A 23209-nucleotide genomic window follows, 5' to 3' on the forward strand; every position below is an offset into this window, starting at 1 on the left:
GCGGCTTCCCGCCGGGGCGCTGCCGCCCCGGTGTGATCACCCTGCCGGTCGAGGGGGTGGGGGGCGATTACCCGTCAGGTAATGCCCGTCGACGCTGCGGAAGCGGCGGGTGCCGCACGGATCCCGGGGGTGTGGCGCCCCGTGCGGGGGTAGACGCCCGGGCGTGAACCCGGCGGAACAGCGGCGACGCGACGCCCCGCCCACGGTCGGGGGCAGCCCAGCCGCTGATCGACTCAGGAGGACTCCTCATGGCCGTCCGTCATCAGCTCATCCGGCACGCTCCCGCCGCGGTGTGGGCCGTGCTCGCGGATCCGGCACTGTACGGCGAGTGGGTGGTGGGAACGTCGCGTTCCGAGCCCCTGGACGGGTCCTGGCCCGAGGTCGGCTCCCGCATCCGGTACACCGTACGGCTGGGGCCCTGGTCCGCCGAAGGGACGACGACCGTACGTCACCAGGAGCTCGTCCGGGAGCTGGAGCTGGAGGCCGCTTTCGGACGGCTCGGCACGGCGCGGATCTTCCTCCGGCTCCGCCCGTGGGGCGAGGAGACGCTCGTCGTCTGCGACGAGCACCCGCTGCGCGGACCCGGCCAGGTCCTGCACAACGGCGTGAGCGAGGCGGCGCTCCAGCTCCGGCACCGGAGCATGCTGGCCCGCCTGGCCGAGGTCGTCGAGCACCGGGAGGAGCGGGATCGCACGAGGGCCGGCCGTGCCTGACGCGGTGGTGATCGGCGCGGGCCCCAACGGGCTCGTGGCCGCGAACCTGCTCGCCGACGCGGGATGGAGCGTGGAGGTCCTGGAGGCGCAGGACGTCCCCGGGGGCGCGGTCCGCAGCGACCGCGGCGTCCACCCGGACTACGTCTCGGACCTGTTCAGCGCCTTCTACCCCCTCGCGGCCGCCTCCCCCCTCCTCGCCGCCCTCGACCTGGGCTCGGAGGGCCTGCGCTGGAGCCGCGCCCCGCGGGTCCTGGCCCACCCCCTGCCGGACGGCCGCTGCGCCGTGCTCGAACGCGAGGCCCCGGACACCTGCGCGGGGCTCGCCGGGTTCGCGGCCGCCGACGCGGCCGCCTGGCAGCGCATGTACGACAGCTGGCGCACGCTGGAGCCCGCCCTGATCTCGGCCCTCTTCACCCCCTTCCCACCCGTCCGGGCCGGGCTGCGCCTGGCGGGCCGGTTCCGGGCCGCCGGCGGGCTGCGGCTGGCCCGCAGCCTGACGCTGCCCGTCCGGCGTCTGGGCGAGGAGGAGTTCCGCGGGGAGGGCGGCCGGCTGCTGCTGGCGGGCAACGCGCTGCACGCCGACCTGGCTCCGGAGGCGGCGGGCAGCGGCGGCTTCGGCTGGCTGATGTCGATGCTCGGCCAGAGCCACGGCTTTCCGGTCCCGGTCGGTGGCGCCGGGGCCCTCACGGCGGCCCTGGTGCACCGTCTGCGCCGTCGGGGCGGTGTGCTGCGGTGCGGGGAGCCGGTCACGTCCGTCGTCGTGCGCGGGGGTACGGCGGTCGGGGTCGTCACCGCGGGCGGGGAAGGCGTCAGGGCTCGGCGGGCCGTGCTGGCCGACACGTCGGCACCGGCCCTCTACCGGGACCTCGTGGGCGAGGAGCACCTGTCCGCCCGCCTGCTGAGGGACCTGGAGCGCTTCCAGTGGGACTCGGCCACGTTCAAGGTCGACTGGGCGCTGACCGGCCCGGTCCCGTGGACCGCGCAGGGGGCCGTCGGGGCGGGCACCGTACACCTGGCCGACGGCGTCGACGGCCTGACCCGGTTCGCCGCGCAGATCGCCACCGGGCACGTCCCCGACGAACCGTTCGTCCTCTTCGGCCAGATGACCACGGCCGATCCCAGCCGCTCCCCCGCGGGCACGGAGTCCGCGTGGGCCTACACCCACCTCCCGCAGCACATCACCGCCGACGCCGGCCCCGACGGCGTCACCGGCCGCTGGGACGCCCGTGAGCAGGAGGCCATGGCCGCGCGCGTCGAGGCACAGGTGGAACGCTTCGCACCCGGCTTCCGCGCCCTGATCGCCGCCCGCCGGATCCTGGCCCCGACCACTCTCCAGCGCATGGACCAGAACCTCCACAACGGAGCCGTCAACAACGGGACCGCGGCCCTGCACCAGCAGACGGTCTTCCGCCCCGTCCCGGGGACCGGCCGGCCCGAGACCCCCGTCAGGCACCTCTACCTCGCCTCCGCCGCCGCCCACCCCGGCGGAGGAGTCCACGGCGCGCCCGGTGCGAACGCCGCCCGCGCCGCCCTGCGGCGGCACGGCCCGCGCACCCCGCTCCACCGTGCCCGACGCGACTGACGTCCGCCGGCCGCCCCGTACGGGTGGCGGCGGTCACCGGAGGCGTGTCCGCGGTGCCGCACCGGGTACGCGCCTCCCATGAGCCCCTCCAGGAACGTCGCGCCGTGGACGGACAGCACGCTCGGGCTGCTCGCCCAGGGCTACGCGTGGCTGCCCGACCGGATGCGCCACAGCCTCGACGGCAGCGTCCGCTGCCGCCTGCTCGGCCGGCCCGCCGTCGCCCTGCGCGGCCCCGAAGCCGCCGCCTTCTTCTACGACGAGAAGCACGTCGTGCGGACCGGGGCCCTCCCCGGCCCCGTCCTCGACACGCTGTTCGGCCGAGGTGCCGTCCACACGCTCGACGGTGAGGCACACCGGGTGCGGAAGGCGCTGTTCGTGGCCCTCCTCACGGAGGACGCCGGCGTCGCCGCGCTGGGCCGGACCGTCGGCCGGCGCTGGCGGGAGGCGATGGCCGCCCGACGGGGACAGCACGTCGTGCTCTTCGAGGAGGCCGCCCGTGTCCTCGCCCTCGCCGTCCGGGACTGGGCGGGCGTGCCGCTCTCCGACGAGGCGACCGCCGGGCTGGCCCGTGACTGCACCGCCATGGTCGACGGATTCGCCGCTCCCGGCCCCCGCCACCTCCGCGCCCGCCGGGCCCGTCGCCGCCAGGAGCGGGCCTTCGCCGACCTGGTCACGGAGGCGCGCCGGACCCCGGAGGCGGACACCGGGGGTTCGGTGCTGCAGACGGTGGCCTGGCACCGGGACCGGGACGGGGCGCTCCTCTCCCCCGCGACCGCCGCGGTCGAGATGCTGAACATCATCCGGCCCACCGTCGCCATCGCCTGGTTCGCCGCCTTCGCGGCCCATGCCCTGCACCGGTGGCCCGCCCATCGCGACCTGCTGCGCGCCGACGCCTCCGGCGCGCACGCCGAAGCGTTCGCGCACGAGGTGCGCCGCTTCTACCCGTTCGCCCCGTTCGTGGGAGGGCTCGCGGCACAGGACCTGACGTGGCGCGGTGAGGGCATCCCCCGGGACACCCTGGTCCTGCTCGACCTGTACGGCCAGAACCACGATCCGGTCCTGTGGGAGCACCCGTACCGATTCGATCCGCACCGGTTCACCAGCCCCGGCCGGCCGCGGAACCCGCTGGACGTCCTCGTCCCCCAGGGGGGCGGGGACGCGTCCCGCGGCCATCGGTGCCCGGGCGAGGACATCACCGTCACGGTGCTCGCGGTCCTCGCGACGGAACTCGCACGGCTCGACTACGACGTCCCCGAGCAGGACCTCGCCATCCCGCTGTGCCGCGTCCCCACCCTCCCCGGCAACGGTGTCGAGCTGCGTGTGCGGGGGCATGGCGGGCCCCCTGCGGGTAGGCGCGGTGCATGACCCAGAACCGAGAACTCGCGATCGTGACGGGCGCGTCGAGTGGCATCGGGTTCGAGCTCGCCCGGCAGCTCGCCGAGCGGGGCTTCGACCTGATCGTGAACTCGGCCGACGAGGAACGGCTGCGGCCCGCGGCGGAGGAGATCAGCCGACGCACCGGAGCGCACGTGCAGCCGGTCCGGGCCGACCTGCGCAGCTACGCGGAGGCGGAGCGTCTCGTGGCGGCGGTGGCCGCCACCGGGCGTCCGGTGGCGGTCGCGGTGCTCAACGCCGGCGTCGGGGAGGGCGGGGCCTTCCTCGACACCGAGCTGGAGGACGAGTTCGAGATCATCGATCTGAACGTCCGCTCCACGGTGCACCTGGCCAAGCGGCTGCTGCGGTCGATGGCCGCGGCGGGCGAGGGACGGGTGTTGATCACCTCGTCCGTCGCCTCCGCCATGCCGGGCCCGTTCCACTCCGTGTACAACGCGTCGAAGTCGTTCCTGCAGTCCTTCTCCCAGGCGTTGCAGAACGAGCTCAAGGACACGCCGCTGACGGTGACCGCCTTGATGCCCGGCCCCACCGAGACCGACTGCTTCCACCGCGCCGACATGGACGACACCAAGGTCGGCCGGAGCCGGAAGGCCGATCCCGCCCAGGTGGCCGCGCAGGGTCTCGACGCCCTCTTCGCCGGCAGGGACAAGGTCGTCGCCGGCTCGCTGAAGACCAAGGCGCAGGCGCTGGCCAACAAGGTGCTGCCCGACAGCGTCAAGGCAGCGGTCCACCGCCGCATGGCCGAACCCGGATCCGCGGACCGCTGAAGCGTCTCGCGGCCTGCCGCGGCGCGCGTCAGGCGCCGGCCACCAGCATGCCGCCCATCGTCAGCATGGTCGCCGCGACCAGGCCGTCCAGGACGCGCCATGCCTTCGGGCGGGACAGGATGCCGCTGAGGAGCCGGGCGCCGAAGCCCAGGGCGAAGAACCAGGTCAGGCTGGCCAGGGCCGCGCCGACGCCGAAGGCCCAGCGCAGGTCGCCGCGGTCGGAGGCGAGCGAGCCCAGGAGCAGGACGGTGTCGAGGTACACGTGCGGGTTCAGCCACGTCATCGCCAGGCAGGTGAGGACGGCCCGGCGGGCCGAGCCGGCGTCGGGGCCGCCGGCGGTGAGGGCGGCGGAGGCGTCGGGGCGCAGGACGCGCCGGGCGGCGAGGAAGCCGTAGGCGAGCAGGAACGCCCCGCCGGCCAGGCCCACGACGGTCAGCGCGGCCGGCCACGCCGTGACGACCGCGCCGACGCCGGCCACGCCGAGGGCGATCAGGACCGCGTCCGAGACGGCGCAGATCGCGACCACGGCGAGGACCGCGTGGCGGCGGGCGCCCTGGCGCAGGACGAAGGCGTTCTGGGCGCCGATGGCGACGATGAGGGAGAGTCCGGTTCCGAAACCGGCGAGTACGGCGGCGAGGAGGCTGCTGGTCATGAATGCGACCGTAGGAACCGTCAGCCGATGAGTACAGCTAAAGATTCTTAGGTACCCTTAGCCGTACTTATGGATGAGCTTCCCCTGGACCAGGTGCGGACACTGCTCGCGGTGGTCGACGAGGGCACCTTCGACGCCGCGGCCGCGGCCCTGCACGTGACGCCGTCCGCCGTCAGCCAGCGCGTCAAGGCGTTGGAGCAGCGCACCGGCCGGGTGCTGCTGATGCGCACCAAGCCGGTGCGTCCCACCGAGTCCGGCGAGGTGGTGGTGCGGTTCGCCCGCCAGCTGGCCCGGCTGGAGCGGGACGCGCGCGCCGAGCTGGGCCTGGCGGCCGAGCCCGGGCCGGTCCGGGTGCCGATCGCGGTGAACGCCGACTCGCTGGCCACCTGGTTCCTGCCCGCGCTGACCCGGGTGCCGCAGGATCCGCCGATCTGTTTCGAGCTCCACCGCGAGGACGAGGCCCACACCACCGCCCTGCTGCGCGAGGGGCAGGTGATGGCGGCCGTCACGTCGTCCCCCGACCCGGTGGCCGGCTGCACGGTACGGCGGCTCGGCCTGGCCCGCTACCGGGCGGCGGCCACGCCCGGGTTCGCCGCCGCCCATCTCGCCGGGCCCCTGCCGGAGGCGCTGCGCGAGGCGCCGACGGTGGTCTTCGACCGGCGTGACCGCCTGCAGGACGCCTTCGTGCAGTCGCTCACCGGGGGCCGGTGGGGCGCGGGGCCCGTGCGCCATCTGGTGCCGACCTCCGACGGGTTCCGGGACGCGGTGGCGTTCGGCCTCGGCTGGGGCATGGTGCCCGAGCCGCAGGCGGAGCCGCTGTTGCGCTCGGGGCGGCTGGTGGAGCTGGCGCCGGGGCGGCCCATGGACGTCCCGCTGTACTGGCAGCAGTGGAAGCTCGACTCGCCCGCCCTGTCCACCGTGGCCGAGGTGGTGGCGACGGCCGCCGCGGAGGCGCTGCTGACCGGTCGGGCGAGCGGCGCGCCCGCCGGCCCGGTGTGACGGGTCGCCTCGTCCTTCCCCCGGGCCGCGGACCATACTGGTCAGGCCCTGATCGCCATCGCCCACCGAACGGTTCCATGGCCAAGAACACGACCTCATCGACCACCGTCCCCGACACCGCCTGGGTCGGGCGCGGGCGTCACCTCGGGCCCGAGCCCGAGCAGGACGTCCGGCGCAACCTGATCGCCCTCAAGGCGGCCCGGGTGATCGACGACTTCCTGGATCTCGACCCCGTCGAGGCGGCGCGCTCCACCGACCTGTACCCCCGGGACGAGTCCGCCGACCCCGGCCCCTCCGCCCGCCGCCTCTTCGAGGCCCGCTGGCGCGTGGCCGACGACGTGACGGTGCGGGCCCAACTGACCACGTACCAGCCGGAGTCCCGCGCCATGAAGCGCGAGGGCGTCCTCTGGGTCCTCGCCGCCGAGGCCGAGCGGGCGTGGGAGGCGAGCTGGCCCTCGCCGGCCACCGTCTTCTGGCCCGACAGCGACCAGGTCGCGTGGGACCACGAGACGGTCCCGGGTGTGCGGCTGCGGACGCCGAACCACCTGCCGAAGGACGACGACGACCTGCGGCGCCTGCTGCGGGCCTGCATCCGGCAGAGCTGGTTCATCCACGTCGTGGTGCACGAGGCGATGACGCCGGACGCGCTGGGCCGCCGGCCGGTCACGGCGTTCCTGCCGCCCGGCCTGCGCCACCGGGTGGTCGAGCACCGGGCCACGCCCGAACAGGCCCTGATCGCCGACTTCGTGATGAGGCGTGAGCTGGGTGTGGGGCTGCCGCGCGGCGGCGCCGTCGTCCTGCCCCCGGCACCGCGCCCGCCGGAGGACGACGAGGAGCGCTTCACGGTGCGCAACGTGTTCCTGGACGGTACGGAGCCGACCGAACTCATCCGCAAGATCGAGGAGTTCGCCGCCCTGCCCCAGCCGATGCCGGCCGAGGCCGAGCAGGCCCTGACGCGGCTGCGCCAGGGCTGGCACCTGCTCACCCCGGCCGAGGAACTGGCGCACGCGCAGGCCATGGTCACCCGGTACGCCAAGGCGCTCGAGGCCATGACCACGTCCTGCGACGCGTACCGGGAGGCCGCCGAGGCGGCGCTGGAAGCCCTCGCCGCGGCGAACGGCGGCGAGGGCCCCGTCCGGACGGCACCGCCCGCGGCGACCAGGCAGGACGACTCGCCCTGGAAGAGCTTCGGAAAGGCGTTCGCCCGCTTCCGCGGCCCGAACGGCCCGGCGCCGGAGACGGAGGTCGGGCAGCCGCCGCCCGGCCGGTGAGACGCGGCTGCGGGACGACCACGAGGTCGCGGGCCACGACCCGGCTGGCCCGGCGCGCCGGCGTCGGCCGGCCCGCGAGGTCGTCCTGCCGTGACGGCGCCGACGTACGGGACGTCCGGCCGGCGGGCACGTCCGACCGTCAGGTGGCCTCCGTCTCGAAGGTGCGGAGCAGGTCGGCGGCGACGCTCACGGCGATGGTCGCGGGTTCCTTGCCGGTGATGTCGGGCAGTCCGATCGGCGTCTTGATCCGGTCGACGGTGGCCTCGTCGTGGCCCCCCTCCGTGAGGAGACGGGCGCGGAACCGCGCCCACTTGGCCGCCGACCCGATCAGGCCGATGGAGCCGAGGTGCGGTGTGCGCAGGGCCGCGTCGCACAGGGCGGCGTCCTCCGCGTGGTCGTGCGTCATGATCAGGACGTGCGTGCCCTGCGGGAGTTCCGCGAGGACCTCCTCGGGCAGCAGGGGCGTGTGGTGCACCCGTATCCGCGCGACGGCGTCCGTGAGGGCGGCGAGCCGCTCCTCGGCGAGGACGTCCTCCCGGCTGTCGACCAGATGGAGGTCGAGGTCCTGACGCGCCAGGATCCGCGCCAGTTCCGTCCCGACGTGTCCGACGCCGAAGACGGCCACCGCCCGTACCACCGGGAGGGGTTCGAGCAGCACCGACACCGTGCCGCCGCAGCACTGGACGCCGTGCCGGTTGGTCACCTTGTCGTTCAGGGCGAAGTCGAGCAGCTCCGGTTCGGAGGCGGACGCGGCCATCAGCTCCCGGGCCCGGTCGACGGCGACGGCCTCGACGTTGCCGCCGCCGATCGAGCCCCACGTACCGGTCGGACCCACGACGAGTTTCGCGCCGGCCTTGCGGGGGGCGTGGCCGCGCACGGTCGCGACGGTCACGAGCACGCCGGGCTCCCGGCGTGCTCGCAGCCCCGCGACCGCGGTGACCCAGGTCATGTCAGGCACGGTGCGACACTTCGGCCTCGGCGTCCGGGGAGGGGTCCGCGGCGCGGGCCGCCTGGATCGCCCAGTACACCGCCTCCGGCGTGGCGGGCGAGGCGAGTTCCACGCTCGCTCCGGCGGGCCCGAACGCCGCGGCGGCCTGCCGCAGCGCCTCGCGCACCGAGAACGCCAGCATGAGGGGCGGCTCGCCCACGGCCTTGGAACCGTAGACGGCTCCTTCCTCGGTGGCGTTCTCGAGGAGCCGGACGTGGAACTCCTCGGGCATCTCCGAGAAGCTGGGCAGCTTGTACGTGCTCGCCGCCTGCGTCAGCAGCCGGCCGCGGTCCGGCCCGTCGCCGGTGTCCCAGCGCAGGTCCTCCAGGGTCAGCCAGCCCGCGCCCTGTACGAAGCCGCCCTCGACCTGGCCGATGTCGATCATCGGGGAGAGGCTGTCGCCGACGTCGTGCACGATGTCCACCCGCCGGATCCGGTACGCGCCGGTGAAGCCGTCCACCTCGACCTCGGCCGCCGCGGCGCCGTAGGAGAAGTACTTGAACGGCGAGCCCCTGAACGTCCGCGCGTCCCAGTGCAGGCCCTCGGTCCGGTAGAAGCCGGCCGCCGACAGCTGCACCCGCTGGAGGTACGCGGTGCGCACCAGCTCGTCCCAGGCCAGTTCCTCGTCCTTGCCGAGGACCCGCGCGACTCCCTCGACGATGCGGACGTCCGAGGCGTTCGCTCCCAGGCGGGTGGCGGCCACCTGCGTCAGCCGGTCGCGCAGCTGCTCGCAGGCGTTCTTCACCGCGGCGCCGTTCAGGTCCGCTCCGGAACTGGCGGCGGTGGCCGAGGTGTTGGGCACCTTGTCGGTACGGGTCGGGGCGAGGCGGACCCTGTGCGGCGGGATGCCCAGGGTGGTCGTCGCCACCTGCAGCATCTTGGTGTGGAGGCCCTGGCCCATCTCGGTTCCGCCGTGGTTGATCAGGACGGAGCCGTCCTTGTAGATCAGCACCAGCGCGCCCGCCTGGTTGAAGGCGGTGAGGTTGAACGAGATGCCGAACTTGATGCCGGTGACCGCGAGGCCGCGCTTGGTGTGCGGGTGCGCGGCGTTGAACGCCGCGATCTCGCGCCGGCGGTGGTCGACGTCACCGTCGGACCGCACCTGCCGCCAGACGGTGCTGATCCGCTCGGGCTGGCTGACCGGCTGTCCGTACGGTGTCGTCTGCCCCTGCCCGGGCCGGTAGAAGTTGCGCTCCCGCAGCTCCATCGGGTCGAGGCCGAGGAGCGGGGCGCACCTGCCCATGATGTCCTCGATCACCAGCATGCCCTGGGGGCCGCCGAAGCCGCGGAAGGCGGTGTTGGAGACCTTGTGGGTCTTGGCGATGCGGCCGGTGACGCGGGCGTTCGGGATCCAGTAGGTGTTGTCGATGTGGCAGAGCGCGCGGGCGACCACCGGCTCGGAGAGGTCCAGGCTCCAGCCGCCGTCCGCGGTCAGGGTGGCGTCCAGGGCCTGGACGCGGCCGTCGGCGTCGAAGCCGATCCGCCACGCGGCGTGGAAGCCGTGGCGCTTGCCGGACATGGTCAGGTCCTGGGTCCGGGTGAGGCGCACCCGGACCGGTCGGCCGGTCAGCCTGGCGCCGAGCGCGGCGACGGCCGCGAAGCCGTGCGGCTGCATCTCCTTGCCGCCGAAGCCGCCGCCCATCCGCAGGCACTGCACGGTCACCTCGTGGCTGGGAACGCCGAGGACGTGCGCGACGATCTCCTGTGTCTCCGAGGGGTGTTGGGTGCTGCTCTGGACGAACACCTGCCCGTTCTCGTCGACGAGGGCCAGCGCGGCGTGCGTCTCCAGGTAGAAGTGCTCCTGGTCGGAGAACTCGAACTCGCCCGAGAAGACGTGCGCGGAGTCGGCGAAGCCGGCGTCGACGTCGCCGGTGAGGAGCTCGGGGCGGGCGCCGTGGAAGCTGTCCGCCGCGATCGCGTCCCGCAGGGCGATCACGGAGGGCAGTTCGTCGAGCTCCACCTCGACGGCTGCCGCGCCGAGACGCGCCGCCTCCAGGGTCTCGCCGAGCACCCAGGCCACCGCGTGGCCGTGGAACATGACCTCGTCGGGGAAGAGCGGTTCGTCGTGCTTCATCCCGGCGTCGTTGACCCCGGGCACGTCGGCGCCGGTCAGCACGCGGACCACGCCGGGCACGGCGAGCGCGGGCGCGGTGCGCAGCGCGGTGATCCTGCCGTGGGCCTTCATGACCTGGACGGGATGGGCGTGCAGCACGTCCTTGGTGCGGTGCACCAGGTCGTCGGTGTATAGGGCGGCGCCCGTGACGTGCAGGTGGGCGCTCTCGTGGGGCATCGAGACGCCGACGACGGGGTTCTCGGGACGTTCGGACAACCGGCTCATGACGACACCGCCTCGGTGGCTCGCGCGTACAGCTTTCTCAGGCTCTGGCCGAGCATCTCGGCGCGGTAGGCGGCGCTCGCGCGATGGTCGTCCAGGGGGGTGCCCTCGGTCCGCAGCACCCGGGCCGCGGCCTCGACGGTCTCCGCCGTCCACGGCTCGCCCTCCAGGGCCGCCTCGGCGGCGAGGGCGCGGATCGGGGTGGCCGCCACGCCGCCCAGGCCGATGCGGGCCTTGCGGACGGTCCCGTCCACGATGTCGAGGGCGAAGGCGACGGCCACGCTGGAGATGTCGTCGAAGCGCCGCTTGGCGATCTTGTGGAAGGCGGTGACCGGCGACAGGGGCAGCGGGACGCGGACCGCGCGGATCAGCTCGCCGGGCCGGCGCACGCTCTGCCGGTAGCCGGTGAAGTACTCCGCCAGCGGGACCTCGCGCTCGCCGTCGGCGTCGGCGAGCAGCACCGACGCCTCCAGCGCGAGCAGGGCCGGCGGGCTGTCGCCGATGGGGGATCCGGTCCCCAGGTTGCCGCCGAGGGTCGCGCCGTTGCGGATCAGCCGGGACGCGAACTGCGGGAGGAGCGCGGCGAGGAGGGGTACGGCTCCGCCGAGGCGGCGTTCGATCTCGGTGAGCGTCAGTGCCGCCCCGATCTCGATGTGGTCGGACGCGACCCGAAGCTCGCGGAGTTCGGGCAGCCGGTCGACGGCGACGACGCAGTCCGCCCGCCGGGACCGGATGTTGACCTCGACGCCCCAGTCGGTCGAGCCGGCGACCACCACCGCGTCGGGGCGCTCGCGCAGCAGCCGCAGGGTCTCGTCCAGGGTGCTCTTCCGCAGGTACGTGCTGCCGTCCCGGGTGTACGTGGTGGCCACCGGTTCCGGCGGGGACTGCTCCCGGCGCCGGGCCAGGGGGTCGTCCTCGGCGGGCGTGCCGACGGCGAACGCGGCGTCGCGGATGGGGCGGTAGCCGGTGCACCGGCACAGGTTGCCGCTCAGCGCGTGGAGGTCGAAACCGTTGGGACCGTGCTCGGGGTCGCCGCCGGGGCCGGCCGGGTCCGCGTGCGGCCGGCGGTCGGGGCGGTAGTACTCGGCGGCCATGCTGCAGACGAAACCCGGTGTGCAGTAGCCGCACTGGGAGCCGCCGCGGGCCGCCATCTCCGCCTGCACCGGGTGCAGCGCGCAGGTGTCGCCGACGCCGGTGGTGGGGGCGAGCCCTTCGGAGGTGACGACCTCCTGTCCGTCGAGCGACGCGGCCGGGAGGAGGCAGGCGTTGACGGCCACCCAGTCGGTGGCCTCGTGCGTCCCCGGCCGGGCGACCAGGACCGCGCAGGCGCCGCACTCGCCTTCGGCGCAGCCCTCCTTGGTGCCGGTGAGACCGCGCTCGCGCAGGAGGTCCAGCAGGGAGGTGTGGGGGGCGGCAGGTGCGATCGGGGTGTCCTGCCCGTTGACCGTGATCCGTGCCGCTGTCACGTCAGGTCCTCGATTCGGCGCTCGGTCGACACGTACGTCAAAGGCATCATTCTTCGGGCGGCTTTCTGTTCTGGGACGCGCCACGGGAGCGTGGAGAGGGAGCGGGCGCGGGACGGCACACGGCAGCGAGGTGCCGGGGGAAGGAAGGAAGTGGGGAGACCCACGCGGTGCCACGAGAGGGCACGTGAGGAGACGGCGCTCAGCAGCCGTGCGCGATGCGGCCCGGGACCCAGGCGGTGCACTCGGCGAGGCGGCCGAGGTCAGAGTAGGTGAGCATCTGCGGGTCGCCTCCTTCCGGGAGCCACGGGTGGTGATGTCGACGGCAAGGTAGTGGGCGGCGCCGCGGGGGGTCAAGGGGGCGGGGACCTCTCGTCGGCGGTCCCGCCGCACCGCCCGGGAGGCTCGCACCGTTTCCGCGTCGTATCGTGGTGGCCATGGACGACACCGCGCACGGCATCACCACGGGCGCCGTCGCCCGACGCCTGGGGGTCTCCCCCACCACCGTGCGGTCCTGGGACCGGCGGTACGGCATCGGGCCCGCCGTCCGCGCGGACGGGCGGCACCGGCGCTGGAGCCCCGCGGACGTCGCGGTGCTGGAGGAGATGTGCCGGCTCACGGCGTCCGGCGTCCCGCCCGCGGAGGCCGCGGAGGCCGCGCGGGCCGCCCGGCACGCGCGGTCCCCGCAGACGCCGGAACCGCGTCCCCACCCGGCCGGGGGCGCCACGGCCGGCAGCGGTCTGCCGCTGGGCGACGTGCGGCAGGAGTGCCGCGGGCTCGCCCGGGCCGCCGTGCGCCTCGACGGGCCTCTCATGGAGGCCATCCTCCGGTCGGCGCTGGCGACGTACGGGCTCGTCACCGCCTGGGAGGAGATCATGACCCCGACGCTCCACGCGGTGGGCCGCAAGTGGGAGTCGTCGGGCGACCGGTACGTCGAGGTCGAGCACCTGCTCTCCTGGCACGTCTCCACCGCCCTGCGGCGGGCCGCCGTCACCGGACCGCCGGCCGCCCCCCAGGCGCCTCCCACCGTGCTGGCCTGTGTCCCCTCGGAGCAGCACACGCTGCCCCTGGAGGCACTCACCGCCGCTCTCGCCGAACAGGGCCTGCCGACACGGATGTTCGGCGCCGCCGTGCCCGCCGAGGCCCTCGACGCGGCGGTACGCCGGTCGGGACCGGCCGCCGTCGTCCTGTGGTCCCAGGCCCGCTCCACCGCGAACCACGCCCTGGCCCGGCACGTCGCGGGCACGGAGTTCGGCGTACGGGGCGCGCGCACCGCCCCTCTGGTCGTCCTCGCGGGCCCGGGCTGGCGCGGCCGCACCCCCGACGCCGGTACGGCACGCCCCGCCGGCCTGCGGGAGGCGATCGACGTCGTCTCCCGGCTGTACGGAGAACCGGCCGCGGACGGGGACGGGCGGGCCGCGGGCACCGGAGCCTGACCGGCGGAGGGCCGGGCGGCGATCCGGCACGGGTCAGCGGGCGGCGTGGACGCCGGCGAGTTCGAGGCTGTTCCGCATGCGCCGGAGGCCGCGCCGGGTATGGCTCTTGACCGTGCCGAGCGGCATTCCCGTGCGGTCGGCGATCTGGGTCTGGGTCAGGTCGGCGAAGTAGGCGAGTTCCAGGACGTCGCGCTGCACGCGGGGCAGGCGGGACAACTCCTCGGTGACGATCAGCCGTTCGAGGACCCGCTCGGGCTCCTCGTCCCTGCGGCCCTCGTGCTCCAGGGAGGCGCCGAGGGACTCCGTGAGCCGCGTGCGGCGGGTGCGCGCGGTCAGCGCGTCGGCGACCTTCCGGCGGGTGATACCGACGAGCCAGGCGCTCAGGGTGCCCCGCTCGGGACGGAAGTTCGCCCGGCCCCGCCAGACGGCGACGAACACCTGCTGGGTGACGTCCTCCGCCTCGCGGGGGTCGCCCAGGGTTCGGGCGGCCAGGGCGTGGACCAGGGGGCTCCAGCGCCGGTACGCGGCGGCCAGACACCGTTCGTCGCCGCCGACCAGGCCGCGGGCGATCCGGTCGTCGGCGTCGGCGGGGTCCTCCGCGACAGCGAGCACTCCGCTCGTCCGGTCTGCGGTCATGACGCTTCCTCCTCTGCCGGGACCTCGGAGAGGCCGTGCTCCCTCACGGTCCCGCCGACCGCACCCGGGGAACAACATGCGTCGTTTCCGCATCGAAATCTTCCGGAGATGCCCTCACGGGCGCGCCGCGCGCTCAGGAAGGGACTCGGAGCCGGCGGAAGCGCGCCAGCCCTTCCGAGAGGTCGACCAGCGGATCCGGATAGTCGAAGGCAGCCCGGTCCAGCCCCGTGAGCCGCCACGGCTCGTGGACGGCCGGCCCGTCGAGACCCGCCAGTTCCGGCACCCAGCGGCGGACGTAACCGCCCTCGGGGTCGTACCGCTTGGCCTGGGCGACCGGGTTGAGGACGCGGTGGGGGCGGGTGTCGGTGCCGGTGCCGGCCACCCACTGCCAGTTGAGCTGGTTGTTCGCCACGTCGCCGTCCACCAGCAGGCCGAGGAAGTGACGGGCCCCCTCGCGCCAGTCGACGCAGAGGGTCTTCGCCAGGAAGGAGGCCGTGACCAGCCTGCCCCGGTTGTGCATCCACCCCTCGTGGGCGAGCTGCCGCATGGCGGCGTCGACGAGGGGATAGCCGGTGCGGCCCTCGCGCCAGGCCGCGAGGTCCGCCTCCGCGTCCGCGCCGGTCCGCCACCGCCCGGACCGGCTCCGGTAGTCGGCGTCGGCCGCCTCGGGGCGCGCGGCCAGCACCTGGTGGTGGAAGTCCCGCCAGCAGAGCTGCCGTACGAACGCGTCGGCGCCCGCCCCGCCGCGTGCGGCCGCCCGGTGCACGACCTCGGTGGCGGAGAGGGCGCCGAAGTGGAGGTAGGGCGAGAGGCGGGAGGTGGCGTCGCCCGCCAGGTCGTCGTGTCGCTCCTCGTATCCGTCGAGATGAGCCGCCAGCCATGAGGTGAGCCGCTTGCGCCCCTCGCGCTCCCCGCCCACGAGGAGGGCCGGTGACACGTCCGGGACGGCGGAGCGCCGCGGGACGGGCTCGGAGCGGGGGCCCGACGGGACGCGCAGCGTTCTCGGGGCCGCGAACGGCGTCCGGAGGGGCTCGGCGGCCCAGCGGCGGTGGTAGGGCGTGAAGACGGCGAAGTGGTCCGAGCCCTGCGGGACGACGTCGCCGGGCGGGACGACGGTGACCACGCCGTCGTGCACGTACAGCCGGCAGCCGTCCTCCTCCAGCGCCTCGCGGAGCCGGGCCTCCCGCCGCCGGGCGAAGGCCGTCACGCCGGCGGCCATGTGGACCTCGTCGGCGTCGGTCTGCCGCACCACGGCCCGCACCTCGGAGACCGTGTCGCCCTCCCGCACCACGAGACGGCCGCCCCGCTCCCGCAGGGACCGGTCGAGGTCCTCCAGACAGTCCGCGAGGAAGGCCAGCCGGTTGGGCACCGCGAATCCGGCGCGGGCCACCGCCGGGTCGCGGACGAACAGCGGCACCACCTCGTCGGCCCCGTGGGCCGCCGCCCTCAGCGGCGGATGGTCGTGGACCCTGAGGTCCGAGGTGTACAGAACGACGGAGACGGTCATCGCGTCCTCCCTGCTCGGCCGCCGGTCACGGACGCGCGGCGCCGCGCCGGGGCACTGGTGTGGCACTCCTGCCCTCGCGGTTCCCCCGTTCGCGAGCCGCCGGATGCACGGGACGGACCGGCTCGCCCCCGTGCGTGCCGAACCGGCACCGGCGCGCCCACGCGCCCGGGGATCACCCTCCGCCCGGTGCCGCGCCCGTCCGCTCGCTCTCCCGCTCGGCGGTCCGGGCGATGTTCCTGGCCATGCCGCCGAAGACCACGGCGTGGAAGGGCGAGACGCCCCACCAGTACGCCTGCCCGGCGAGGCCGCGGGGGTGGAAGATCGCCCGCTGCCGGTACGACGTGCGGCCCCGCTCGTCCCGGTCCACCGCCATCTCCAGCCAGGCCAGACCGGGGAGACGCATCTCGGCCCGGAGGCGCAGCAGGCGCCCGCGGTCCATCGCCTCCACCCGCCAGAAGTCCAGGGCGTCGCCGACCCGGAGGTGTGACGCGTCCCTCCGGCCCCGGCGCAGTCCCACTCCCCCGGCGACCCGGTCGGCCCATCCCCTGACGGCCCAGGCCAGCGGGAAGGAGTACCAGCCGTTCTCCCCGCCGACCCCCTCGATGACCCGCCACAGCGCGTCGGGGCTCGCGTCGACGGTGTGGGACCGCTCGTCCGTGTAGAGGCTGCCGCCCGCCCAGTCCGGGTCGGTCGGGAGCGGGTCGCTGGGTGCCCCGGGCGGTGCGGCGGAGGACCAGCGGGTGGTGACCCGTGCTTCCCGCACGCGGCGGAGGGCCAGCCGGAGGGCCTCGGTGAAGGGGAGGGGCCGGCCGGGAAGGTCGGGGACGTGGCGGGCGATGTCGTGCTCGGTGCAGACCACCTCGTGCCGCAGCGATTCGGTGAGGGGGCGGGCCAGGGAGGCCGGTACCGGTGTGACGAGGCCGATCCACTGGCTGGACAGCCGGGGGGTGAGCACCGGCACGGGGACGATGATCCGCCTGCGGAGCCCGGCGACCTCCGCGTACCGTCCCATCATCTCCCGGTACGTGAGCACGTCGGGGCCGCCGACGTCGAAGGTCCGGTTCACGTCGGCGGGCAGGGCGGCGCTCTCCGCCAGGTACCTCAGCACGTCGCGGACCGCGATGGGCTGGACGCGGGTGTCGACCCACCTGGGGGTGACCATGACAGGGAGCCGCTCGGTGAGGTAGCGGAGCATCTCGAAGGAGGCCGAACCGGAGCCGATGACGACGGCCGCGCGGAGCACGGCGGTGGGGACGCCCGAGTCGAGGAGGATGCGGCCCACCTCGGTGCGGGAGCGCAGATGCGGCGAGAGCTCGCTCTCCGGCACTCCGCTCGGGACCAGGCCGCCGAGGTAGACGATGCGCCGCACCCCGGCGGCACGGGCCTCGGCGGCGAACGTGCGGGCGGCGAGCCGGTCGGCGTCCTCGAAGCGTGCCGTGGAGCTCATGGAGTGCACGAGGTAGTAGGCGACGTCGACGCCGGCGAACGCCTCGCGGAGGCTCTCGGCGACCGTGACATCGCCGCGTACGGTCTCCACCCGGTCGGCCCAGGGGAAGTCCCGGAGCTTGTCGGGGTGCCGGGCGAGACAGCGCACCCGGTACCCCTTGTCGAGCAGCTCCGGTACGAGGCGGCCCCCGATGTAGCCGCTCGCGCCGGTGACCAGGCACAGGGGTCCGTCGCCAGGGGTGGGAATGTCCATGGGCTGATCCGTTTCACCGGCTGCTGTGGCGTACACGCTCCATGGGGTTGTTTCGTCGCCACGGGGCACACGGATGCACCCCGATGACGGCGCGTGCCGGTCAGGCGGCGTGGATGACGTGGGGGGCGGGGGTGGTGGCGCGCAGGTCGGAGGGTGCGCTCGCCCTGCCGCGTCAGCGTGTGGGAACGCTCCCACGGGAAGGGAGCGTAGGAATCCGCTGATGCCCGGTCAAGAATCCTGTCGCATGTCGTTGTTGGCCGATGTGGGGATCCGTGAGGTTCCTTGCCGGACGTGACGACATGACGACCGAGCCGGCCCGTTCGGGCCGGCTCGGTGGGTACATCGGGTGCGCGCCGGTGTCAGTTCGCGTTCACGAGCTCGTGGGCCGGGACCTTGACGGTGCGTCGGCCGGGGGTGCCGCCGAGGACGACCTTGCGCAGGGCGCTGTTGTTGTCGAGGTTGGTCTCCTTCAGCCGCTTGGCCGGGTTGGCGAGGACCTGGATGTAGTAGGTGCCGTTGGGCAGGTCCGTGATGTCGAAGGACTGGCCCGGCAGGTCCTGGGTGTAGGTGTCACCGGAGCCGACGTCCAGGACCTCGCGGACGGAGATGGAGTTCTCCTGGCCGCAGGCGGTGGACAGGTCGGTGTTGTTCGGGTGCCAGTTGGCGTTCTTCACCGTGTAGTCGACGGCGTCGGTGTTGGCGAGGCAGAACGCCTCCTTGCCGCTGCGGACCGCCTCCTTCTTGTCGGCCTTCAGCAGCCGGTAGCTGGCGAAGTCGGTGAAGTGCCAGTGGACGTGGCCGGGGCGCGGGTCCCACTCCATGGTGCCGGTGGGCGTGTAGCCGACCTGCTTGCCCTTGGCGTCGTAGAAGTACTGGTAGGCGTCCATCTTGGCCTTGCCGGGCGAGCGGAAGCCGTCGACGACGAGCTGGGCCGGGCCGGCGTTCCAGACGTTCGCGCTGAAGGCGAGGTAGTCCTTGCCGGGGGTGCCCTGGCCGGCGCCGTCGCTGATGGTGATGCCGTACGCCGGCAGCGACCGCAGGTCGGGCTTGGGGACGTTCGGGACGGACGGCGTCCCGGTGGGGCGCGCGGCCCGGGGGCTGAGGGCGGGGGCCTTGCGCGAGCCGTCGGTCTGCCCGGTGGTGTCACCGGCGGCCTGGACGCCGGCGCGCCCGGCCTGCTGCACCTTCATCGCCCACGGCAGGGCCGGGGGCGCGGCCTTGAGCGGGCCGTGGCCCACGTTGTACGAGGGGGTCGCGCCGCTGGTCTGCGGTGCGCCGGCCTGGGCGGGGGTCGGGGCGTGCCCCGGTCCGTGCCCGGCGTGGGCGGAGGGGGCCTGGTGTGCGGCGCCGTGTCCGGCGTGCTCGCCGGCGGCGGCCGCCCGGCCGTTCTCCCAGCTGCGCTCCTCGATGGTGAGCTTCACCGTGGCGGGCTTGTCCGCGATGCCGAAGAGGTCGCGGTACTTCTTGGCGACCCTGACCTTGGCCGTGTACGTGCCCGCGGCGAGCTTCACGGGGTCGGTGTAGGAGCCGGCGTACGTGTTGGCCGCCCACCCCTTCTCGACGCCCCACACGGAGCCGAGGGTGAAGGGGTTGGTGGGACAGCTCTCCGGATACTTCGAGGTGGCGGGCGCGTCGGGCCGGATCCGTCCGCTGGCGTTGTTCGGGCAGAAGCTCTCCGCCCGCTTGACGACCACCTTGCCGTTCTTGTCCGTGACGGTGATCTCGGCGAAGCCCGGCAGTCCGGAGAAGTCCTTCACGGTGCCCAGGGGCAGCGGCTTCGCCTTGGTCTTGCCGTTCTCGAACACGGTCTGGGTGACCGTCACCGGGTCCTTGTAGGACTTCCGCGTGACCTTCAGCTCCAGCGGCCTCCCCTCGGCGGTGAGGTACGTGCCCAGGTCCAGGTAGACGCCGGGCTCCTCCTTCCACGAGGTGAGCGTGACCGAGCCGGTCGCCGCGACGAGGCTCAGCTTCGGCCCCGTCGCGGCCGTCGCCCGCTCCGGGGCGGCGGTCATGAATCCGACCGTCACGGCCATGGCGGCGACCGCCGTGGTGCCCGCGAGCAGGGGCCGCCGTAGCCGGTGGGTGCGCGTCGTGCTCATCGTTCTCTGGTCCTCCGGATGCTGTGGGGAAGCACATCGGCCGCGTCCCGGCGGGGCGGTCTCCGCCCCGCGGCTCACGCGGTGTGGGGTGCTCGGTGCACCCGCGCTATGAGAGGAGGGCGGCGGACGTCCGGTTGTCCCGCGTGCCGAAACGGCACGATGTTGGCCGGAAGACGCCGCTGCGGCGAAACCCGGGCACGTCCGTCGAAGCGGCGCCCCACCAAGGGAAACGGGACCCGGTTGCGCAGGCGCCCGGAGAGTCTCCGCTGGCCCGAAAACACCCCTGCCCGATCCCGTGCCCCGAGGTGCGTCCCGCCCCGCGCGGGTGAACCATGGAGAGAGGTCGTGCGTGCGGCAACCGCCGGCGAGGGGGAAGCGAAGGCAGCTGTTCCGGTTCTTCCCTCCAGAGGTGGCGAGCGTGGACGTATTCGATGCCGTCGTCGTCGGCTCGGGTTTCGGCGGGTCCGTGACGGCGTATCGCCTGGCCGAGGCCGACCTCGACGTGTGCGTTTTGGAGCGGGGCAAGCCGTTCCCGCCCGGGTCCTTCCCCCGCAGCCCCCACGAGGCCGCCAAGAACTTCTGGGACCCCGACTCCGGGCTGTACGGGATGTACGACATGTGGAGCTTCTCCACGATGGACGCGCTCGTCTCCAGCGGGCTCGGCGGCGGGTCGTTGATCTACGCGAACGTGCTGATCCGCAAGCCGGAGAGCTGGTTCGTGCACGAGTCGTTCGACGGCGGCTACGAGAACTGGCCCGTCACCCGCGAGGAGCTCGACCCGCACTACGGAACCGTCGAGACCATGCTGGGCGCGCACCCGTACCCCTTCGACGTGGAGCCGTACCGGAGCACGCCCAAGACCCTCGCCATGCGGCAGGCGGCCGAGCGGCTGGGCCTGCCGTGGGAACTCCCGCGGCTGGCCGTGTCGTTCGGGGATCCCCCGGTGCCCGGCGCGCCGCTCGCCGGCGGCGAGGACAATCTGCACCACGCCCCCCGCTATGCGTGCCGGCTCGTCGGCGAATGCGACCTGGGCTGCAACTTCGGCAGCAAGAACAGTCTGGACTTCACCTACCTCAGCGCCGCGCAGCGGCTCGGCGCGGACATCCGGCCCCGCTGCGAGGTCCGCTCCTTCGAGCCGGTCCGGGAGGGCTTCCAGGTCTCGTACGTCGAGCACCGCGCCGCCGGCGACGAGGACCCGTCGGCGCCTCCCGTACGGCGGACCGTCCGGGCCAGGCGGCTGATCCTCTCCGCCGGCACGCTCGGCACCACGTATCTGCTGATGCGCAACCGCAGCGCCTTCCCGGCGCTCAGCCCCGCGCTGGGCAGCCGCTTCTCCGGGAACGGGGACTTCCTCGGGCTGGTGCTCAAGGCCCGGAAGCCGCGTCCGGACCGGCCGGGAGAGACGGAACCCCGGCTGCTGGAGCCGAGCTTCGGGCCGGTCATCACGAGCGCGCTGCGGGTGGACCGGAAGGGGAGCGGCGAGCGGGACCGCGGCTTCTACATCGAGGACGCCGGGTACCCCGAGTTCCTCGACTGGCTCGTCGAGCACAACGTCCTCACCCTCTCCCACCGGGTCGCGAGGTTCCTGCTGCGCCGTGGCTGGTCACGGCTGACCTGCACCGCGCGCAGCCAGGTGGGACGGCAGCTCGGCGACGCCATGGGCAAGGGCCTGTTCACCGCGACGACCCTGCCGCTGCTCGGCATGGGCAGGGACGTCCCCAACGGCCGGATGTTCCTCCGGGACGGGCATCTGGACCTGGACTGGCGACTCGCCGCGTCCGACGCGTACTTCGAGCAGATGAACGCGACCATGGAGGGCGTCTCCCGCAGTCTCGGCGGACGGTACGCGGCGAATCCCCTGTGGTTGCTGAACCGCCTGATCACCGTGCACCCCGTGGGCGGCGCCCCGATGGGGCGCAGCGCGCGGGAGGGCGTGGTGGACCCCTTCGGCCGCGTGTACGGCTACCCGGGGCTCTCGGTCGCCGACGGCTCGGTGCTGCCGGGCCCGGTCGGCCCGAACCCCTCGCTCACCATCGCGGCGCTGGCCGACCGTTCGGCCATCCGCATCCTCGAAGACCACCGGCAGACCCCCGAGGGGCCCTCATGACGACCGGACCGGGCACGGCGCCCCCCAGCGGATCCCCGCGCAGATCCCTCCTCCTCGCCGGCGGCGGCCTGAAGGTGGCCTACCAGGCCGGTGTCCTCCAGGTCCTGCTGGACGAGGCCGGGCTGACCTTCGACCACGCCGACGGCGCCAGCGGTGGCGTGTTCAACCTCGCGATGTACTGCCAGGGGATGTCCGGGCGGGAGATCGCGGACAACTGGCGCACCCTCTCCCCGCTGGAGGGCGTCACCCCGAACTGGCGCGAGCTGCCGAAGGGGCCGTACGCCCGCTCGCTCTTCACCCTGGACGGCTACCGGCGCCGGGTCTTCCCGAAGTGGGGGCTCGACTGGGAGCGGATCCGGGCCACCGACCGCGAAGCCACCTTCAACCTCTACAACTTCAGCGCCAACGAGCTGGAGCCGGTGACCGCCGACCGCATGGACGAGGACCGGTTCTGCGCCGGGGTGGCGCTGCCCATGTGGTTCCCCCCGGTCGTCATCGACGGGCAGACGTACATCGACCCGGTCTATCTCACCGACGCGAACGTGGAGGAGGCGATCCGGCGCGGCTGCGACGAGCTGTGGATCATCTGGACGGTCAGCCGGCGCCACCGCTGGCGCGACGGCTTCGTGGCCAACTACTTCCACATCATCGAGACGACGGCCAACGGGCGGCTGAAGGAGTGGCTGCGCCGGATCGAGGCCAGCAACGCCGCGCTCCGCGCCGGGGAGGACGGCGAGTTCGGGCGCCCGATCGAGGTCCGGCTGCTGAGCGGGGAGGTCCCCCTCAACTACCTGATCAACTTCGGCCGGGACCGGTTCGCCCAGGCCGTCGAGCTCGGCGTCCAGCACGCGCGCCGCTGGTGCACGGACCAGGGGATCGCCTGGAAGCCGAGCGGGCCTCCGGACCTCCCCGACGACCCGACCCGCATGCGCTTCACCGAGCGCATGGTCGGCCGAATCGTCTTCGGGGCGGACGACGCCCGGACGGCCGACCCGTCGACGGGCGGAGCCGTCGCCGGCCTCGCCCTGCACCTGACCGTCGACATCCGGGGCATGGACCGCTTCCTCGCCGACCCGGAGCACGAGGCCGAACTGCGCGGCGAGGTCGTCTGCCAGGAGCTGGGCGGGCGCCTGCCGGTCGAGCACGGCACCTTCGGGCTGTTCGTGGAGCACTCCGACCCCCAGCACCTGCGGATGCTCTACCGCCTGCACTTCACCGACCGGGCCGGCCATCCGCTCACCCTCAGCGGGTACAAGGACGTCAGCGAGGACTCGCGCCTGGGGATCTGGAAGGACACGTCCGTCCTCCACACCCGCGTCGTCCGCGGCCACGTCGGGGCCGACGAGGAGCCGGACGCCGAGCCGGTGGCCGCGGGGACCGTGCGCATCCGCCCCGCCGACTTCCTGCGACAGCTCACCACCTTCCGGGCCGAGGCGCCGACGCTGCCCGGCCGGGTGACCACCCTGGGACGGTTCGGGCGGTTCTTCGCCGGCAAGCTGTGGGACGTGTACGCGCAGAACGTCCTGCCCTGGTCCCCGCTCTGACCGAGGAGGTGCCGGC

General features: G+C 74.0%; 17 protein-coding genes. 9 read left to right on the forward strand and 8 right to left on the reverse strand.

What is annotated here, in order from left to right; all coding sequences use genetic code 11:
* Positions 1 to 248: 248 nt before the first annotated feature.
* The 4 genes from IF73_RS0103840 to IF73_RS0103855 all read left to right on the forward strand — a co-directional run bounded on the left by IF73_RS0103840 (position 249) and on the right by IF73_RS0103855 (position 4457).
* Positions 249 to 713: an SRPBCC family protein gene (locus IF73_RS0103840; RefSeq protein WP_037878204.1), complete on the forward strand. Its 465-nt coding sequence runs from the start codon at positions 249 to 251 to the stop codon at positions 711 to 713.
* The gene (locus tag IF73_RS0103845; RefSeq protein WP_037878206.1) at positions 706 to 2295 is read left to right on the forward strand and encodes a phytoene desaturase family protein; all 1590 of its coding nucleotides are present in this window, start codon (positions 706 to 708) and stop codon (positions 2293 to 2295) included. The genes IF73_RS0103840 and IF73_RS0103845 overlap by 8 nt, the downstream gene beginning before the upstream one ends.
* Positions 2296 to 2373: 78 nt before the next feature.
* Positions 2374 to 3660: a cytochrome P450 gene (locus IF73_RS0103850; protein WP_037878208.1), complete on the forward strand. Its 1287-nt coding sequence runs from the start codon at positions 2374 to 2376 to the stop codon at positions 3658 to 3660.
* Entirely contained in the window at positions 3657 to 4457 is an 801-nt protein-coding gene (locus IF73_RS0103855) for an SDR family NAD(P)-dependent oxidoreductase (protein WP_031003395.1), read from the forward strand. Before IF73_RS0103850 ends, IF73_RS0103855 begins: the two co-directional genes overlap by 4 nt.
* A 28-nt stretch (positions 4458 to 4485) precedes the next feature.
* Here the strand turns inward: IF73_RS0103855 and IF73_RS0103860 are convergent, their stop codons facing one another.
* On the reverse strand, positions 4486 to 5109 hold the full coding sequence (locus IF73_RS0103860) for a LysE/ArgO family amino acid transporter (protein WP_031003396.1): 624 nt from the start codon (positions 5107 to 5109) through the stop codon (positions 4486 to 4488).
* Between the two features lie 69 nt (positions 5110 to 5178).
* On the opposite strand from IF73_RS0103860, the gene IF73_RS0103865 reads away from it, so the two are divergent.
* Both IF73_RS0103865 and IF73_RS0103870 read left to right on the forward strand, forming a co-directional pair.
* Positions 5179 to 6108: a LysR family transcriptional regulator ArgP gene (locus IF73_RS0103865; protein ID WP_037878210.1), complete on the forward strand. Its 930-nt coding sequence runs from the start codon at positions 5179 to 5181 to the stop codon at positions 6106 to 6108.
* A 77-nt stretch (positions 6109 to 6185) separates the two neighbouring features.
* Complete coding sequence (locus tag IF73_RS0103870) at positions 6186 to 7379, forward strand: hypothetical protein (RefSeq protein ID WP_037878212.1); 1194 nt, start codon at positions 6186 to 6188, stop codon at positions 7377 to 7379.
* Positions 7380 to 7518: 139 nt separating this feature from the next.
* On the opposite strand, the gene xdhC is transcribed toward IF73_RS0103870, so the two are convergent.
* From xdhC to IF73_RS0103885, 3 genes are read right to left on the reverse strand one after another with little or no spacing between them, the layout of a single operon-like run.
* A complete protein-coding gene (gene xdhC, locus IF73_RS0103875) occupies positions 7519 to 8328 on the reverse strand; it encodes a xanthine dehydrogenase accessory protein XdhC (RefSeq protein WP_031003399.1) in 810 nt (269 codons plus the stop codon).
* Between the two features lies 1 nt (position 8329).
* Positions 8330 to 10705 carry a xanthine dehydrogenase molybdopterin binding subunit gene (gene xdhB / locus IF73_RS0103880; RefSeq protein WP_037878214.1) on the reverse strand — a complete coding sequence of 792 codons (2376 nt, stop codon included), beginning with the start codon at positions 10703 to 10705 and terminating at the stop codon, positions 8330 to 8332.
* Complete coding sequence (locus IF73_RS0103885; RefSeq protein ID WP_031003401.1) at positions 10702 to 12168, reverse strand: xanthine dehydrogenase small subunit; 1467 nt, start codon at positions 12166 to 12168, stop codon at positions 10702 to 10704. Before IF73_RS0103885 ends, xdhB begins: the two co-directional genes overlap by 4 nt.
* Before the next feature lie 434 nt (positions 12169 to 12602).
* Between IF73_RS0103885 and IF73_RS0103890 the strand changes: the two genes are divergently transcribed.
* A complete protein-coding gene (locus tag IF73_RS0103890; RefSeq protein ID WP_037878215.1) occupies positions 12603 to 13601 on the forward strand; it encodes a MerR family transcriptional regulator in 999 nt (332 codons plus the stop codon).
* A 33-nt stretch (positions 13602 to 13634) separates the two neighbouring features.
* Here the strand turns inward: IF73_RS0103890 and IF73_RS0103895 are convergent, their stop codons facing one another.
* From IF73_RS0103895 to IF73_RS0103910, 4 genes are all read right to left on the reverse strand, one after another.
* Positions 13635 to 14237, reverse strand: coding sequence for a sigma-70 family RNA polymerase sigma factor (locus IF73_RS0103895; RefSeq protein WP_051716512.1), 603 nt, complete (start codon positions 14235 to 14237; stop codon positions 13635 to 13637).
* Between the two features lie 133 nt (positions 14238 to 14370).
* The gene (locus IF73_RS0103900) at positions 14371 to 15744 is read right to left on the reverse strand and encodes a cryptochrome/photolyase family protein (protein WP_031003406.1); all 1374 of its coding nucleotides are present in this window, start codon (positions 15742 to 15744) and stop codon (positions 14371 to 14373) included.
* Between the two features lie 172 nt (positions 15745 to 15916).
* A complete protein-coding gene (locus IF73_RS0103905) occupies positions 15917 to 17443 on the reverse strand; it encodes an SDR family oxidoreductase (RefSeq protein ID WP_031003407.1) in 1527 nt (508 codons plus the stop codon).
* Positions 17444 to 17802: 359 nt separating this feature from the next.
* Positions 17803 to 19542: a lysyl oxidase family protein gene (locus tag IF73_RS0103910; protein WP_031003408.1), complete on the reverse strand. Its 1740-nt coding sequence runs from the start codon at positions 19540 to 19542 to the stop codon at positions 17803 to 17805.
* A gap of 418 nt (positions 19543 to 19960) precedes the next feature.
* Between IF73_RS0103910 and IF73_RS0103915 the strand changes: the two genes are divergently transcribed.
* Together IF73_RS0103915 and IF73_RS0103920 are read left to right on the forward strand one after the other, a co-directional pair.
* On the forward strand, positions 19961 to 21649 hold the full coding sequence (locus IF73_RS0103915) for a GMC oxidoreductase (protein WP_199806611.1): 1689 nt from the start codon (positions 19961 to 19963) through the stop codon (positions 21647 to 21649).
* Complete coding sequence (locus IF73_RS0103920) at positions 21646 to 23193, forward strand: patatin-like phospholipase family protein (protein WP_031003410.1); 1548 nt, start codon at positions 21646 to 21648, stop codon at positions 23191 to 23193. Before IF73_RS0103915 ends, IF73_RS0103920 begins: the two co-directional genes overlap by 4 nt.
* Positions 23194 to 23209 lie beyond the last annotated feature (16 nt).

Origin of the sequence: Streptomyces sp. NRRL F-5727 (assembly GCF_000719555.1) — a bacterium.
GTDB lineage: Bacteria > Actinomycetota > Actinomycetes > Streptomycetales > Streptomycetaceae > Streptomyces.

Coding starts and splice junctions, on each gene's coding strand:
- IF73_RS0103840 (WP_037878204.1), top strand. CDS start 249: ATGGCCGTCCGTCATCAGCTCATCCGGCACGCTCCCGCCGCGGTGTGG.
- xdhB (WP_037878214.1), bottom strand. CDS start 10,705: ATGAGCCGGTTGTCCGAACGTCCCGAGAACCCCGTCGTCGGCGTCTCG.
- IF73_RS0103920 (WP_031003410.1), top strand. CDS start 21,646: ATGACGACCGGACCGGGCACGGCGCCCCCCAGCGGATCCCCGCGCAGA.
- IF73_RS0103870 (WP_037878212.1), top strand. CDS start 6,186: ATGGCCAAGAACACGACCTCATCGACCACCGTCCCCGACACCGCCTGG.
- IF73_RS0103855 (WP_031003395.1), top strand. CDS start 3,657: ATGACCCAGAACCGAGAACTCGCGATCGTGACGGGCGCGTCGAGTGGC.
- IF73_RS0103850 (WP_037878208.1), top strand. CDS start 2,374: ATGAGCCCCTCCAGGAACGTCGCGCCGTGGACGGACAGCACGCTCGGG.
- IF73_RS0103910 (WP_031003408.1), bottom strand. CDS start 19,542: ATGAGCACGACGCGCACCCACCGGCTACGGCGGCCCCTGCTCGCGGGC.
- IF73_RS0103905 (WP_031003407.1), bottom strand. CDS start 17,443: ATGGACATTCCCACCCCTGGCGACGGACCCCTGTGCCTGGTCACCGGC.
- IF73_RS0103890 (WP_037878215.1), top strand. CDS start 12,603: ATGGACGACACCGCGCACGGCATCACCACGGGCGCCGTCGCCCGACGC.
- IF73_RS0103865 (WP_037878210.1), top strand. CDS start 5,179: ATGGATGAGCTTCCCCTGGACCAGGTGCGGACACTGCTCGCGGTGGTC.
- IF73_RS0103860 (WP_031003396.1), bottom strand. CDS start 5,109: ATGACCAGCAGCCTCCTCGCCGCCGTACTCGCCGGTTTCGGAACCGGA.
- IF73_RS0103900 (WP_031003406.1), bottom strand. CDS start 15,744: ATGACCGTCTCCGTCGTTCTGTACACCTCGGACCTCAGGGTCCACGAC.
- IF73_RS0103895 (WP_051716512.1), bottom strand. CDS start 14,237: ATGACCGCAGACCGGACGAGCGGAGTGCTCGCTGTCGCGGAGGACCCC.
- xdhC (WP_031003399.1), bottom strand. CDS start 8,328: ATGACCTGGGTCACCGCGGTCGCGGGGCTGCGAGCACGCCGGGAGCCC.